The organism is Bradyrhizobium centrolobii, from assembly GCF_001641635.1.
Taxonomy (GTDB): domain Bacteria; phylum Pseudomonadota; class Alphaproteobacteria; order Rhizobiales; family Xanthobacteraceae; genus Bradyrhizobium; species Bradyrhizobium centrolobii.
The window spans coordinates 23,941-38,689 of the sequence record NZ_LUUB01000037.1 but is presented as its reverse complement, the minus strand read 5'-3'; the positions used below and the strand labels follow the sequence as shown (position 1 = coordinate 38,689).

Sequence of the window (14,749 nt, the reverse complement as noted above, 5' to 3'; positions counted from 1 at the left end):
GGCTGTTGTAGCGCAGAGGGTCTCGTGCATGGATATGGTCACGCACGGTCGCGGTTCGGATGCCGCTCCATCGGCCCGAGTTTCTCCGGTGAACTCACACAACGAGTGGGGCGCGCTGGAGGAAGTGATCGTCGGAAGGCTTGAGGGTGCGGTCATCCCATCCGATCATCCGGTTGTCACCTGCAACATTCCGGGCATGGCAGCGCGTGCTCAGTCGCTGCTCGCAGGCTTTCGTTACCCAAGGATCATGATCGAGCCGGCCCAGCGTGAGCTTGATGGCTTTGTTGCGCTGCTACAGTCGCTGGGCATCATCGTAAGACGGCCGGACGCTGTCGACCACAGGAAGCGCTTCAGCACGCCAGGATGGTCCTCGCGCGGCTTCTGCAATTCCTGCCCGCGCGACAGCATGCTCGTGATCGGCGACGAGATCATCGAAACCCCAATGGTTTGGCCCTGTCGCTACTTCGAGACGCAGTCCTATCGTGCGATCCTGAAGGACTATTTCCAACGTGGCGCGCGGTGGACGAGCGCGCCCAGACCGCAACTGACGGACGAACTGTTCGACCCTGAATTTCGCGTTCCGGAGAAAGGCGAGCCGATCTCATACATTCTCACCGAATTCGAACCGGTCTTTGACGCCGCCGACTTCTTTCGCTGTGGACGCGACTTGTTCGTGACCCGCAGCAACGTCACCAATGCGTCCGGCATTGAATGGCTGCGTCGTCACCTTGGCGACAGTTATCGCATCCATGAGATTGAGAGCCGCTGCCCCAATCCAATGCACATCGACACCACCATATTGCCGCTTGGGCCCGGCAAGATCCTGATCAATCCCGAGTACATCGACGTCGACCATCTTCCGGCCGTCTTGAAAGGATGGGACATCCTCGTGGCCCCCGAGTCCGACCCGATCACCGATCCTGTGCTGAGGGTCACTTCACTATGCGGGAAATGGCTCAACATGAACGTCTTGATGGTGGATGAGAAGCGCGTCATCGTAGATCCACATCATACCGCAACGATGCGTGCGTTTGAGAATTGGGGATTCGAACCGATTTCCTGCAAGTTCTTACACTATGCGGCATTTGGTGGCGCCTTCCACTGCGCCACGCTCGACGTCCGGCGGCGCGGCACGTTGGAAAGCTACTTCTGAGCTGACCTCCAACAGGTCTCATCGCGCCGCTCCGCCTAAGAGGTGATTTTCAGTCCGATGATGCCCACGAGAATAAAGCCGATGCAGGCTAACCTAAGCAACGTAAGGGGTTCGTTGAACAGATAGATGCCGAGCGCGGTGGTGCCAACAGCGCCAATGCCCGTCCACACCGCATAGGCCGTACCGACCGGGAGCGACTTAAGGGCGAGTCCGAGGAACCCAATGCTGGCCGCCATACCAACGACCGTGCCGATTGTTGGCAAAAGGCGCGCGAAGCCTTCCGTGAATTTGAGGCCGATCGCCCAAGCGATTTCGCACAGGCCAGCCATGAGCAGAAAGAGCCAGGCCATGGGAGTACCCTAAAATGCTTGAACCACGAGCACTCTCTCTCTCGGTGTGCCCCAAATCAACGCTTGGAAGATCTGCAGTAACATCGGGCGAGGCTGTCCCAAAGAGATGAGTGCCCCAACGCCGTCTGGTCGCCCTGCGTCATTTTATCCCCGCATACTAACGGCCTGCGGCAGATCTGTCTGGTTCAGATAAGCGTTTCCCATGGCATCCAGTCCTAAGGGGACTTCGTTACCGCGTCACGATGTGACTGTTGATGTCGGGAAGCGGCTTGCTTCCGAGGTCGCGTACCAAGCGCGATAGGTTGATGGTCGGCGCAGGGTCGGAGACGGCCGTACCCAGTGCGGCGAAGCTGGTCGGCCTTTGCTCTGATAGCTGACCTGGGCTTAGACAGTTGCCGGCAGCTCCAGGTCACTCGCGCGGTTCACGTATGCGTTGTTATGGAAGAAGTCGGCCATCGAGCGACTTAGGCCCCCACTGAAACACCCACGCGCGCGCCTGCACCTCGATGTCCGGATTGGTCTTCGGACCAGACATTGGAGCTAGCGTCGGAAAATCCGAGAAGGGCCAATCCATGGACTCATGCATCGCAGCAAAAAGAGCTGCAGGCGAGCGCTGAGAGGCGGTGAGGTCCGCCGGGAACCCTGCCGCACGAGTCTGGATTCCCGCGATAGTTGGGATAAGGTGACGCTACCTGCGCAGAAAAATTGCAAACGACATCCGGGAGGAAGTGATGCTCGACACTACCCTTAGCGCGCGCGTCCAGGTTTTCCTCGACAGGTTTGAAGCCGTGCTTGCGGCGGGCGATCTCGATGCCGCCGTGGAAATGTTCGCTCCGGAATGCTACTGGCGCGACCTTGTTGCCTTCACCTGGAACATCAAGACAATGGAAGGCCGCGATCAGATCCGCGACATGCTCGCGCATCGCCTCGCGCACGTGAAGCCGCGCAGCTGGAAGGTCGCTGAGGGTGAAACACCAACCGAGGCCGGCGGCGTAACCGAGTCTTGGATCTCATTCGAGACCGAGGTCGCGCGCGGATATGGTCTCATTCGCCTGCAGAACGGCCAGATCTGGACGCTCTTGACGACCATGGCCGAACTCAAGGGCCATGAGGAAAAGGCTGGCTTCAGCCGGCCGCTCGGCGCCAGGCACGGTGTCAATCCCGGCGCCAAGACCTGGAAGGAACTGCGTGACGAGGAAGTCGAACAACTCGGATTCAAGACCCAGCCCTATGCACTTGTCATCGGCGGCGGGCAGGGCGGCATTGCGCTCGGGGCGCGGCTGCGCCAGCTCGGTGTGCCGACGATCATCGTCGAAAAGAACGCGCGCGCCGGCGATTCCTGGCGCAACCGCTACAAGTCGCTCTGTCTGCACGACCCCGTCTGGTACGATCACTTGCCCTACATCGATTTCCCCAGGAACTGGCCTGTGTTCTCGCCGAAGGACAAGATCGGCGACTGGCTGGAAATGTACACTAAGGTCATGGAGCTGAACTACTGGACGAACACCACAGCCAAGCACGCCAATTGGGACGACACCAAGAAGGAATGGACCGTCGTCCTTGAACGTGATGGCAAAGAGATCACGCTGCGGCCCAAGCAGCTTGTGTTCGCGACCGGCATGTCGGCCAAGCCGAACATGCCAAAAATCAAAGGAATGGAAACCTTCAAGGGCGAGCAGCACCATTCCTCACGCCATCCTGGCTCCGACGGCTGCAAGGGCAAGAAGGTGGTGGTGATCGGCTCGAACAATTCGGCCCATGACATTTGCGCTGCGCTGTACGAGGCGGGCGTCGACGTAACGATGGTGCAGCGCTCCACGACGCACATTGTGCGCTCGGATTCGCTGATGGAGAGCATCGCCGATCTTTATTCCGAACGAGCCGTCCGCAGCGGAATGACGACGGCGAAGGCCGATCTGATCTTCGCCTCGCTGCCCTACCGGATTTTGAATCAGTTTCAGAAGCCGGTCTACGACAAGATCCGCCGGGATGACGCCGCTTTCTACGCCGGGCTTGAGAAGGCGGGCTTCAGGCTCGACTTTGGTGACGACGATTCCGGGCTGTTCATGAAATATCTGCGCCGCGGCTCAGGCTATTACATCGATGTCGGCGCCTCTCAGCTCATCATTGACGGCAAAATCAAATTGCTCGCTGGCCAGGTCGAGGAAATCGTGCCCAACGGCGTCAGACTCGACAACGGTAAGGAATTGCCAGCGGACGTGATCGTCTATGCCACCGGCTACAGCTCGATGAATGGCTTTGTCGCTGACCTCGTGAGTCGAGAAGTGGCCGACAAGGTCGGCAAGGTCTGGGGCCTCGGCTCGAATACGACAAAGGACCCCGGTCCATGGGAAGGCGAACAGCGCAACATGTGGAAGCCGACACAGCAGGAAGGTTTATGGTTCCACGGCGGCAATCTGCATCAGTCGCGACACTACTCGCAATTCCTTTGCCTGCAGTTGAAGGCGCGACACGAGGGCATCCCGACGCCGGTCTATGGCCTGCAGACTGTCCATCACAAGGCCTGAAGTTGCTGAGTGCACAGCACGGGGCTCGCGGATTGCGAGCCCCGTGCTCATCTTTCGGATTTCCGCACTTGCCACCACAATGTCCGCTTCAGAAGGGCCTTGATCTAGAGCACACTCTAACTTGTACAAGGATGGCTGACCGGATCTAAGGAGGCAGCCATGACACCGACCGAAAACAAGGCTTTCATCAAGAAGATCATGGATGCACGCGCACGTCGCGATCACGCTCCATTCATGGCGGCCATGTCCGATGACTTCGTCTGGAGGATTGTCGGTTCGACTGCCTGGTCCGGCGAGTATGTCGGCAAAACCGAAGTGCAAGAGCGGCTCTTGAAGCCCCTCTACCGGCAATTCACTGCACCCTCCAGCATCACGGCAACCCGCATCCTCGCCGATGGCGATTGTGTGGTCGCCGAGTGCCATGGCCACGCGACGACGGTCGCAGGCCAACTCTATGCCAATACCTACTGCTTCGTCATCCGTATGGCGGATGGGAAACTGCGCGGGATGACCGAATACATGGATACGGCATTGGTCGAGAGGGTGCTAGGGCCGCCCGGCAGGTAACGAGGCCGAGCCAGCCTTAACGCGCCGATGAGGCGCCACGGTGGGCCGTTCACCCTTGGCAATCCACTCCTCATAGAATTCCACTTTGGCTTCGATGAGTGCCAAGGCTTCAGACCATCGCCTGATATTCTCCTGAACGCGCCGCTGGTGACCTGTGAGCAGAGCGTGACGCTCCTTCAGCGTCGCTGCGCCCTGCTTTGCGAGGACCGTATATTCGCGCATCTGCTTGACGGACATCCCGGTGCAGCGCAGCCGCTCCATCAGGTCCAGCCAGCCGACGTGATGTTCACTGTAGATGCGCCGCCCCCCGCGGTCTCTCGTAACGCCGGGTATCAGCCCTTGAGCCTCATACCAGCGGATCGTGTGAATGCTGCGACCCGTTCGGCTGGCCACGTCTCCGATTCGAAGCTCTCGCTGCATGTTCTTGTCTCGTTCAGTATTTCTGAAGGCGCCTCTGACGAACTAATCCGACGAAATTCTCTCCTATGTCGGACTAGATCGCCGCTCAGAGAACGTCGAGATGACAGGGAACAACGTGGGTATTGAATAGCGGTGCGGCTAGGGGGTATTGAGAGCCGCTAGGGACCGTCGCGAGCGAATGGCGGCGTTGGGTCATAAGCGCGGCAAAAGCGACTGCGGACCCATGTCCGAAGGATCGCTGAAGGCCGACGTAGCGGCGCGCATCGGCCTTGGTCGGCTCAGGCCCCAGAAGCGGTCATTCCCGAACCACTCTGGTCGAGAGCCGGCCATTCCAGGGGCGCCGAGCGGAGCGCAGGCGAACCAATCCATCTCTGGTCCGGGCGCCGCCCTTCGAAGGCCACTCGCCATAGAACAGCGCCCGTTTGTGCGCGAGCGGAACGGACACCGAAGCTTCATCGACCGGCCCCTCGAGGTCGGAGAATAACCGATGATAGCGACGCCGACGGGCGTGCGAGCCGCCGACACGTCGCCGCGACCTATCTCAGCGGGGCTTCACCATCGGGCAATCGCTCTCGCTCAGCGGCCGCGCCGCTTTCTCAGCCGGCACCGTGGCAAGGAGCTTGAGATAATCGAACGGGTATCTGGATTCCGAGGGCTTCTTGACCTGCAGCAGATAATACGGTCGCATCACACGCCCGTCTTCGCGCACCGTGCCCTTGGTGTAGAAGTCGTCGATCGGCAGTTCCTTCATCTTGGCGACGACCTTGGTCGCATCGGTGGTGCCAGCTGCCGCCACCGCCTTGAGGTAATGCAACGTCGCCCCGTAGGTCCCGGCATGGATCATGCTTGGCGGCTTCCCGCCGTTGCGGGCGAGGAAGCGTTTGGTCCAGGCGCGGGTCGCGTCGTCGAGGTCCCAGAAGAAAGTCTCGCTCGCGGTCAGGCCCTGCGCCGCTTCGAGGCCAAGGGCGTGGGTGTCGGGAAACTGCAGCAGGAGCGCAGCCACGCGCTGGTCGCTGCTGCGGCCCAAGCCAAATTCCCCGGCCTGTTTGATCGCGTTGATGGTGTCGCCGCCAGCGTTCGAGAGAGCGACGATCTTCGCCTTCGAGGCTTGCGCCTGGAGCAGAAAGGACGAGAAGTCGGCGGTATTGAGCGGATGGCGAGCGGCCCCCACCACCTTGCCACCGGCGGCCGTGACGAACGCTGAGGTGTCGCGCTCGAGGGCATGTCCGAATGCGTAGTCGGCGGTGATGAAAAACCAGGTATCCCCACCCTGCTTCACCAACGCCTGGCCGATCGTCGCCGCAAGGCCGTAGGTGTCGAAGCTCCAGTGCACGCCGTGCGGCGAACAGGCTTTTCCGGAGAGATCCGACGTGGCGGCGCCGGTGTTGATGTCGACGGCGTCGTGCGTGCGCGTCACCTCGCGCACGGCGAGCCCCACGGCCGAATTGGGAATGTCGAGGATGAGGTTGACGCCCTCGGTCTCGATCCACTGCCGCGCAATGTTGGCGCCGATGTCGGGCTTGTTCTGGTGGTCGGCGAAGATGACTTCGATCGGCCGGCCCAGCACCTTGCCGCCGTAATCCTCGACCGCCATGCGCGCGGCGTGGACCGAGCCCATGCCGGTCAGATCCGCGTACAGTCCCGTCTGGTCGTTGAGGACACCGAGCTTAACCGGTTGCTGCGCGACCGCGGAGGCGGTCAACCCCGCTCCCCACAACAGGAGCGCGATCGCGGCGATAATGTTGCGACGCATGAAAACCCTCCCCTTGCCGTAGCGACTGCTGAATGCCGGTCGTCTTTGTATGATGGTACAGGGGAAGGGCATCACTGCAAAGCCGGACGCTGGCTTTTGCTTCCGCGCCGTGCATCGGCGCGGCATGGCAGCGACAGGGCGCGATGTCTCAAGGGCTAAGGCTGTGTCCCTTTTTCCGCCCCCGTCAGGGCGGTTGAGCAATAGGGGCAGCTATCACCGAGCTTAAGGAACTCGTTTCCCTTGATCTGCCACGAGATCCATTTTTGCTGGCTCTTGGCTCTTGATAAATGTCTCGAACGGTTTCAGTGCATCCGGAATGTTCGCGATCTTGTTTCCCGAACCGAACGCCTTGTGAATTTTGCTGCTCTTCGGGATGGCACCGCTTTTGGAAGGTTTCCCAAAGGCCGAGAAGGATTCGAACTCAACGTACGCTCGGCATCGAACCACTAGTCTAAGACATGTCCCTCAGACAGGCGCGGACGAGCAGGCGCACGGGCGAGACTTGTACGCCGTTGCAGGGCCTGCTCCACAATTCAGCATTTGCCCCACGAATCCTAGCCTCCTCCCTTCGTAGGGCGAGGCGCGGAATCCTTGATGAGCTGCATCAAGCACGCCCTGTGGGATTTCGAATGACATCTTGCCTCGGCAAGGATTCGTTTGTCGTCTGACTGAGCACACCGCGCTACCGATGTGCTACGGGACAGTGTGGGTCAGCGGGGACGATCTTCGAGCCGAACTAACGGGCTGATGCTTCTATGGAATCTGGTAGCGGGGGAGCGCTACCGCTTTTCCCCACACCCGCCGGAGCCAAGATACCTCATCCAAGCTTCGCACGACGCAGTCGAACCCCCGTTACGCCCGCGGTGAACGCGGCAGCTCGACCTGAAAGCCTTTGACCAGCCAGTCGAACAACAGGCCATAGACCACGGCGAGCGGGAGGCCAACAATGGCGGTAGCCGCCATCAGTGCCTGCCAATAATAAATGTCGCCCCGGATCAATTCGGTCGGCACTCCGGCGCTCACGGTGCGACTCGTGGTCGCGCTGACGAACACCGCCGCATAGATGTAGTCGCTCAGCGACAGCGCGAAGGCGAACACGATGCAGGTCGTGATGCCCGGGACTGCCAACGGCAGCGCCACGCGGAAGAAGACGCCGACGCGGCTCCAGCCGTCGGTCAAGGCCGCCTCCTCGATCTCGCGCGGAATCGAACGGAAAAAGCTGAGCAGGAGCCAAGTGCAGAACGGGACCGTAATCGTCGGATAGACCAGGATCAACGACCAAACCGTGTTGGCGAGGCCGAGCAGGGTCACGACCTCGTACAGCGGGATGAAGAGCAGCGTGGGGGGAATAAGATAGACGAGGAAGATCGCAATGCTCGAATGCTCACCCCAATGCCCCATCAGACGCGCCAGACTGTAGGCCGCAGGCACCGCGAGCACCAGCGTGATGGCGACGACGATGACGCCGATGAACAATGAATTCCAGAGAAAGACTGGATAGTTCGTCTCTGTGAACAGGAAGCCGATGTGGCTCAGGGTCGGTGGAGCATTGAACAGGAACGGATTGTTGGCCGGATCGTACAGGTCGGCATTGCGCTTGAAAGCGGTGATCAGCATCCACGCCGCCGGAAAGATTGCGAAGCCACAGAACAACAGCAGCGCAGCGTAGAAGCCGATCATGCGAAGCGTCTGTCCCGTGCGCATCGGTTGCTACTCCTGCCTGCGATAGGCCATACGCAAGGCCAGGATGGAGACGGCGAGCAGCACTGGAAACAGAAACAGCGCGATTGCGGCGCCCTGGCTCAGCGCTCCACCTTGGATGCCTTTGAGATAGGCCCAGTATGGGAGAATTTCGGTCGTATAGCCGGGTCCGCCCCTTGTGGTCAGCGCCACCACCGTCATGTCACCGAAGATCACGAGAACCGTGAACAGGATGGCGACTATGAGCAGGATCGCCAGCGCCGGCAAGGTAATCTGAAACAAGATGCGGAAATAGCCGGCCCCGTCTAGCTCGGCCTGCTCGAACAATTCATTCGGAATCGCTGTGCGGCCGGCCAGCACGATGATCGTGGACAGCGGCAGCGCGCGCCAGACATTGATGATCACGACTGCGCCAATACCGAGCCATTCGCGCCCGAGATAGAAGAGATTGTTGGCCGGACCGAGCACTGTGCCAGGGCCGAGCAGGCCGACGGCGCGAAGGATCCAGTCGATCGGGCTGAATTCTGAATCGAGCAGCCAGAGCCAGCCGACGGCGGCGAGCGCCACCGGCATGGCCCAAGGCAGGATGAGCAGGATTTGCGCAAGCCGCTTGCCGGGAAAGTCGCGGGCGAGCAACTCCACCTGGAGGATCGTCAGGATCGTGAGAAGCACCAGCGTCGCCACGGTGATGATGATGCTGTTACGCAAAGCGAACATGAACGCTGCGTCCCGGACGACACTGATGAAATTGTCGAGGCCCACAAACTGCTGAATGGCGGGATTGCCGACTGTCGCACCACTGAGGCTTAGAGCAATGGCAAGGAAAAACGGCATCGCGACAAGTGCGATCACATAGATAACGGCGGGCGCCAGCATTAGCGCGCCGACAACGTCATCGCGATCGGCTATTCCGATACGTGCCCGCTGTTGCGGCGGCTTCGTGTATTCGGCTGCTCCGCGTCTGCTGAAACCTTCTTCGTTCCTCACGGTAACTCCCTCGCGGCCGGACCGCCCGGCACGTCGCGACGCAGCGCCTTTCCATGTCGCAAAACTGCTCTTCAAATTGGCGCGGCAGCCGTGTGCATGCCGGTTTTCGTGTCGAAAAACCGTAGCAGGGATCGCGACACCACGAATTCCTGAACCTCGCCCACCTTCACCTTGCTGATCGCTTCCTGCCGCAACTTGCACAGCACCTTGGCGTTCCTGAATTCGCCATCCGCGCTGCCGTAAGCGAGCCATTCGGAACCGAGAAACTCGATCCGCGCGACATGCACCTGAAACGTGGCAACATCCTCGGATTCCGGCACAGCCGCTCTCGGCATGAGGTGCTCGGGGCGAAAGCCGACGATTGTAGCGCCGCGCTCCAGCAGGTTCATCGGCGGCGTGCCGATGAACCCGGCGACGAACGTGTTTGCTGGTTCCCTGTAAAGCTCTTGGGGCGAGCCGATCTGGCACAGCGCGCCAGCCTGCATCACGGCGACACGATCGCCAAGGCCAACAGCCTCAACCTGATCGTGAGTGACGTAGACCGTGGTAACGCCAGTACGATCGTGCAGCTGGCGGAGTTCCGCGCGCGCCAACGCCCGCACCTGCGCATCGAGCGAACTGAGCGGCTCGTCGAAGATAAAGAGAGAAGGTTTGCGTACGATCGCGCGCGCCAGCGCCACCTTCTGCTTTTCGCCCCCCGAAAGTCGTGCGGGGCGGCGGTGGAGCAGGGCTTCGATGCCGAGTATTCCCGTCGCCCAGCGGATCAGACGCTCTTGCTCCGCCCTCGCCACGCCGCGCGCCTTGAGGGGAAAGGCGATATTGTCGGCCACCGACATGTGCGGATAGAGCGCATAGCTTTGAAAGACCATCGCGATGTTTCGCGCTCGCGGAGGCAACGGAGTAATGAGCCTGCCGTTGAGAAGGACATCGCCGGCGGTAGGCTTCTCAAGACCCGCGATCGACCGCATCAACGTCGTCTTGCCGCAGCCGGAAGGACCGACGATGGTGAGAAACTCTCCCTCCTGCGTCGTCAGGTCGATGCCCTTGAGGGCTTTGAAATCACCGAAATGTTTCGTAAGCCCTCTGACTTCCAACACGGCCACCGCGCTGATCCTCGCTATTCACTTGCTGGCCTCCGGGCCACACCCGACGTAGCCAAGCCGTTTCCATTTCTCGACGATCTGCTGCATCTGGGCCGCGGTATCCTTGACGGCCTGCTCTGGTGTTTTCTCGCCGCGTGCCGCCTGCGCCATCATCGTCGACAGCAGGAACGTATTGTAGACCTCACTCGTGGCTGGATTGGCGTAGCCGGGATAGCCGAGCCATGCGGTCCAGGCGAGCGCTCCTCTGAGCACCGAAAGCTTGTCGGGCGGGTCCGAGCCCCATGGATCGTGATCGATCCAGCCGCCCTTCTGCTCGAGCTGCGGTACCGTCGGCGGATAGGCAGGGAAGTCATAGAGTTTGCTGTAGTACGTATCGCTGCTGTAGTTGGCAGCGAGGTCGAGCATGAACTTCTTTGCCGCCAGAATCTGGTTGTTGTCAGTCACGTATTTCGGAAGGACGTAGATGAACCAGACATGCGCGGTCTGGTGGACGTCGCCGGTCGGCCCTTTCAGCCCCGGCCTGAAGCCTGTGTCGGTCGCATTCTTCGGGTTGGATTCCTGAGCCGTCCGATAGAAGGAGATCGAGTTCTGGATGTAGGAGGCTCGACCCGACACGAACGCCTGATTGTTCGAAGCCGCATTCCAGGAGAACACCTCCGGGGTTTCGGCCGCGTGAAAGAGCTTGGCCTGATACTTCACTGCGTTGAGCACCTGCGGCGAATCGAGCGTTACGTTGCCGCAAATGTCCTGCACGATGCCGCCGAACGACCAGATCAGCGAACGCGCATAGAACTCCGAGTCGATCTCAGGCGACATGCCGACGCCGACCGGAATTCCCGTTTTCTGATAGATTTTCTGGCCGCCGTTGAAGAGATCGTCGTATGTGACCGGTCCTTGTGGATAGCCGGCATCCTTCCACAGCGAGATGCGATAATCGCCGGGATCGACGACCCAGCCCACGCAATAGGCGTACCACTGCTGTTTGACCGGGAGATAGGCCTGGTGGGTGCACGGAGCGACGCCCTCGCCATAGGTCGCCTTGGCCGCGTCATTGACATCATCCAGGGGCTGCAGACCCTGGATGAAGGCGGCTGGCGTCGCGTTCATCTGCATCAGCGTCGGCCCCTTGCTGGCGGCAATGGCGGCGGCGAGCGTCGCGTTCAGGTCGGCGTAACTGATGTGCTGCACGGCGACGTTGACGTTGTGTGCGGCTCCCCATTGCTGGGCATAGGCGTCGAACCATTTGTCGTAACGCGGAACGAAATGGCTCCATTGCGTGATTGACAGCGTCGTGCCGGCCGGGAATTTTTCGGGAAAGGTCAGCGCCCCATATTTTACCGGGAATTCTATGGGCGACGGCTTGACGCCAGAGCTTGGTTCATTCGGTGTTTCCGCCGCTGACAGGTTCGTGCTCGCACCGAGCACGTACAGCGCAGCAGCGGCGACGGACAAGGCTAGAAGCGCTGGGCTATTCCTCAGCTTGGCCATGGTTTCTCTCCCTTTTGCCCGAAAAATTTTGGACGGGGATCGAACTCGTAGCCCCATTTGTACACGTTTTGTTCGACCGCCTTCTGCTCCTATTAGAGCCCATTGGACCATCAATTAACGGCAATCGGCGGCAGGAGTTTCTCCGACGAAGGGCTAAGCTGCATCTTGCGCCGCAAGCACCGTACCTTGCGCGACGGTCACGGTAACGGGCACCCGCAGCCTTCCCCGGCCGGGTGGGCTAGCGCTTGCGCCAATTCCATGGCCAAGATGGTGAGCCTCCACCATCCTTCGCTCGGCCAGGCGCGACATGGATCGGCCCCGCAGAGAATTTCTCACGCTAGCCGGCAAAGCCGCCGCGTCGATCGGGTGCGCGATCTTGCCCGATACAAACGCGGCCGCCGCCCCGACTTCCGGTGCCAGCACAGTCTTTGACGTGCGCAGCTTCGGCGCGGTTGGGGACGGCAAAGCCATCGATTCGCTGGCGATCAATCGCGCGATCGAGACAGCGGGCAGCACGGGCGGCACGGTCTATTTTCCCGCCGGTCGCTACGCCTGCCACTCGCTTCGCCTGAAAAGCGCGGTTGCGCTCTACCTTGATGAGGGCTGCGCGATCATAGCCGCCGACACCCCGCGAGAGGGAACAACGTCAGGCTACGATCCAGCAGAGCCGAATGCGCCTTGGGAGGCGTTCCAGGACTTCGGACACAATCACTGGCACAATAGCTTGATCTGGGGCGAGGACATCCATGATGTCGCTATCTTGGGACCCGGCTTGATCTGGGGACGTGGGCTTGCCCGCGGACACCACGATCCCGAACTGCCGCTCGCCGAAGCACCAGGCGTGGGAAACAAAGCGATCGCCCTAAAGAATTGCCACAATGTCATTCTTCGCGACCTGTCGATGCTCACCTGCGGACACTTCGCCGTTCTGGCGACGGGCGTCGACAATCTGACGATCGACAATCTGAAGATCGACACCAATCGCGACGGAATCAACATCGATTGCTGCCGCAATGTGCGCATCTCGAACTGCAGCATAAACTCGCCATGGGACGACGCGATCTGCCCGAAGAGTTCGTTTGCGCTTGGCTATGCGCGCCCGACCGAGAACGTCACGATTGCCAATTGCTACGTCACAGGCGGCTACCAGGTCGGCTCTCTCATCGACGGCAGCTTCAAGCGCTTTCCGGAGAATTTCGAGGATCACGGTTGGCAGCGCACCGGTCGCATCAAGTGCGGCACCGAATCGAATGGCGGATTCCGGAACATCGCCATTTCAAACTGCGTCTTTGAAAGCTGCCGCGGCCTTGCGCTCGAGACAGTCGATGGCGGAATCATGGAGGACATCACCGTGACGGGGGTCACCATGCGCGACATCCGCAACGCGCCGCTATTCTTGCGTCTCGGATCACGCCTGCGCGGCCCCGCCGGCATTGCGGTTGGCACACTCAAGCGCGTTCTGATCAGCAATGTCACCTGCAACGCGCCCCTGAACGATATGCCATCGATCATCAGCGGCGTTCCAGGACATGCGGTCGAAGACATCAAGATCAGCAATTGTTACTTTCTGCACAAGGGTGGCGGTACGGCTGAGATGGCCGCGCTCCAGCCCTCCGAGCAACCGAGCGACTATCCTGAACCTGCTCTGTTTGGCCCCTTGCCGGCGCAGCACTTCTACATACGTCACGCGAAGAATCTTGAATTCAGCAATGTCGAACTGGCGGGCGTGACCATCGACGCGCGCTCATCGTTTTGGTTCGGCGACGCGAAGGGTGCCGACCTCATGCGCGTCAAGCTGCCCCGCGGTCTCCGCGCGGCCGTATCGCTCAATGAGGTTTCCGATTTTCGCGCTCTCGCCAGCCGCGGCCTCAAGGACGTATCGATCAAAGGTCCGATTTCAAAACTGCAGCTCTGAACACAAAGGTCAATTTATTCTTCAGCAGCGTTACCATCTCAACCAAGCGAGTAAGCTAGCATGCCCTTGACCGCGACCACCCGGCGAACGCGGTCGCACAAAATCGTAGATGGGCGCAGAAAATCGTGGCCCGTGGTAGCGGGGGTCCGCTACATCGCTAGACCCACTTTTTCGGAAGCACTGTTTTCCTATCGGAGGGCAGCCTAACTCGTGGCGGGAATCCTTTGTAGTTCATCAAAAGCTGCCGTTAGCACGCAATCATAGCCGGACTTGGAGTATCCCCGAGTAGGTTCAAATCCTAGGGGCGCAGGGGAGAGGCGAGCCAGCGTACGATCTAGCGAACATCTCCGGTGGCAAACAGGCCGTGGTACGATCGGTCGCTCAACTGAGCAAGGATACTTCTGAAATTCAGCGCGTTAGACAATTCGGTTTCTGATCTGGCACGTGAATCGCTCCAATCCATCATGGGCCAATAGAAGTGGACGGCGCGCGACATGTGGGGGTCCCGAGGGTAACCGCGCTGATGCTCCTCGATCATTGTGGCATGCTCCGCTGCGGATGCGCCACCGGCTTAGCACAAGCCGGATCCAGTCTCCTCGAGTTGAGAGAACCGGACGGTCAGAATCTCCTTCATCGTCATTTTGCCGTTGGCAAGTTTCTCCGCCAGAATGAGCTGCTGCGTATTGGGCAGGCCGGCCGGTATGACCATTTTCCCACCCGCTTTCAATTGGTGGATCAGCGGAAGAGGAATGAGATCGGGAGCGGCCGTCACGATCACCTTGTC

11 protein-coding genes and 1 pseudogene are annotated in these 14,749 nt (G+C 60.2%); 4 read left to right on the top strand and 8 right to left on the bottom strand.

All coding sequences use genetic code 11. The annotated features are described in order from the left end of the window. Positions 1 to 34 precede the first annotated feature (34 nt). Positions 35 to 1,153, top strand: coding sequence for an amidinotransferase (locus tag AYJ54_RS08760; RefSeq protein WP_136623344.1), 1,119 nt, complete (start codon positions 35 to 37; stop codon positions 1,151 to 1,153). Between the two features lie 35 nt (positions 1,154 to 1,188). Here the strand turns inward: AYJ54_RS08760 and sugE are convergent, their stop codons facing one another. Beyond that, entirely contained in the window at positions 1,189 to 1,503 is a 315-nt protein-coding gene (gene sugE, locus AYJ54_RS08755; protein WP_063698373.1) for a quaternary ammonium compound efflux SMR transporter SugE, read from the bottom strand. A 731-nt stretch (positions 1,504 to 2,234) separates the two neighbouring features. On the opposite strand from sugE, the gene AYJ54_RS08750 reads away from it, so the two are divergent. Then, positions 2,235 to 4,031 carry an NAD(P)/FAD-dependent oxidoreductase gene (locus AYJ54_RS08750; protein ID WP_063698371.1) on the top strand — a complete coding sequence of 599 codons (1,797 nt, stop codon included), beginning with the start codon at positions 2,235 to 2,237 and terminating at the stop codon, positions 4,029 to 4,031. Between the two features lie 159 nt (positions 4,032 to 4,190). Then, positions 4,191 to 4,598, top strand: coding sequence for a nuclear transport factor 2 family protein (locus AYJ54_RS08745; RefSeq protein ID WP_063698369.1), 408 nt, complete (start codon positions 4,191 to 4,193; stop codon positions 4,596 to 4,598). Here AYJ54_RS08745 and AYJ54_RS08740 read toward each other — a convergent pair. The 6 genes from AYJ54_RS08740 to AYJ54_RS08715 all read right to left on the bottom strand — a co-directional run bounded on the left by AYJ54_RS08740 (position 4,578) and on the right by AYJ54_RS08715 (position 12,050). After that, positions 4,578 to 5,018, bottom strand: a complete 441-nt coding sequence (locus tag AYJ54_RS08740) for a MerR family transcriptional regulator (RefSeq protein ID WP_063698367.1) — start codon at positions 5,016 to 5,018, stop codon at positions 4,578 to 4,580. The two genes, AYJ54_RS08745 and AYJ54_RS08740, sit on opposite strands and share 21 nt — an antisense overlap. A 541-nt stretch (positions 5,019 to 5,559) precedes the next feature. Further along, on the bottom strand, positions 5,560 to 6,771 hold the full coding sequence (locus AYJ54_RS08735) for an ABC transporter substrate-binding protein (protein ID WP_063698365.1): 1,212 nt from the start codon (positions 6,769 to 6,771) through the stop codon (positions 5,560 to 5,562). Between the two features lie 852 nt (positions 6,772 to 7,623). Beyond that, entirely contained in the window at positions 7,624 to 8,475 is an 852-nt protein-coding gene (locus tag AYJ54_RS08730) for a carbohydrate ABC transporter permease (protein WP_063698363.1), read from the bottom strand. A 6-nt stretch (positions 8,476 to 8,481) separates the two neighbouring features. Next, positions 8,482 to 9,459 carry a carbohydrate ABC transporter permease gene (locus AYJ54_RS08725; protein ID WP_136623557.1) on the bottom strand — a complete coding sequence of 326 codons (978 nt, stop codon included), beginning with the start codon at positions 9,457 to 9,459 and terminating at the stop codon, positions 8,482 to 8,484. A 71-nt stretch (positions 9,460 to 9,530) separates the two neighbouring features. Beyond that, positions 9,531 to 10,562: an ABC transporter ATP-binding protein gene (locus AYJ54_RS08720; protein ID WP_063698362.1), complete on the bottom strand. Its 1,032-nt coding sequence runs from the start codon at positions 10,560 to 10,562 to the stop codon at positions 9,531 to 9,533. Positions 10,563 to 10,580: 18 nt separating this feature from the next. After that, complete coding sequence (locus AYJ54_RS08715) at positions 10,581 to 12,050, bottom strand: ABC transporter substrate-binding protein (protein ID WP_063698360.1); 1,470 nt, start codon at positions 12,048 to 12,050, stop codon at positions 10,581 to 10,583. A 376-nt stretch (positions 12,051 to 12,426) separates the two neighbouring features. On the opposite strand from AYJ54_RS08715, the gene AYJ54_RS08710 reads away from it, so the two are divergent. Then, positions 12,427 to 13,965: a rhamnogalacturonidase gene (locus AYJ54_RS08710; protein WP_201724151.1), complete on the top strand. Its 1,539-nt coding sequence runs from the start codon at positions 12,427 to 12,429 to the stop codon at positions 13,963 to 13,965. Positions 13,966 to 14,536: 571 nt separating this feature from the next. Here the strand turns inward: AYJ54_RS08710 and AYJ54_RS51215 are convergent. Next, positions 14,537 to 14,749 (bottom strand): annotated as a pseudogene (locus AYJ54_RS51215) (protein-L-isoaspartate O-methyltransferase); the annotation flags it as partial.

Excerpts from the sequence above, each read along its gene's own strand:
- AYJ54_RS08760 (WP_136623344.1), top strand. The coding sequence starts at position 35 with ATGGTCACGCACGGTCGCGGTTCGGATGCCGCTCCATCGGCCCGAGTT.
- sugE (WP_063698373.1), bottom strand. The coding sequence starts at position 1,503 with ATGGCCTGGCTCTTTCTGCTCATGGCTGGCCTGTGCGAAATCGCTTGG.
- AYJ54_RS08750 (WP_063698371.1), top strand. The coding sequence starts at position 2,235 with ATGCTCGACACTACCCTTAGCGCGCGCGTCCAGGTTTTCCTCGACAGG.
- AYJ54_RS08745 (WP_063698369.1), top strand. The coding sequence starts at position 4,191 with ATGACACCGACCGAAAACAAGGCTTTCATCAAGAAGATCATGGATGCA.
- AYJ54_RS08740 (WP_063698367.1), bottom strand. The coding sequence starts at position 5,018 with ATGCAGCGAGAGCTTCGAATCGGAGACGTGGCCAGCCGAACGGGTCGC.
- AYJ54_RS08735 (WP_063698365.1), bottom strand. The coding sequence starts at position 6,771 with ATGCGTCGCAACATTATCGCCGCGATCGCGCTCCTGTTGTGGGGAGCG.
- AYJ54_RS08730 (WP_063698363.1), bottom strand. The coding sequence starts at position 8,475 with ATGCGCACGGGACAGACGCTTCGCATGATCGGCTTCTACGCTGCGCTG.
- AYJ54_RS08715 (WP_063698360.1), bottom strand. The coding sequence starts at position 12,050 with ATGGCCAAGCTGAGGAATAGCCCAGCGCTTCTAGCCTTGTCCGTCGCC.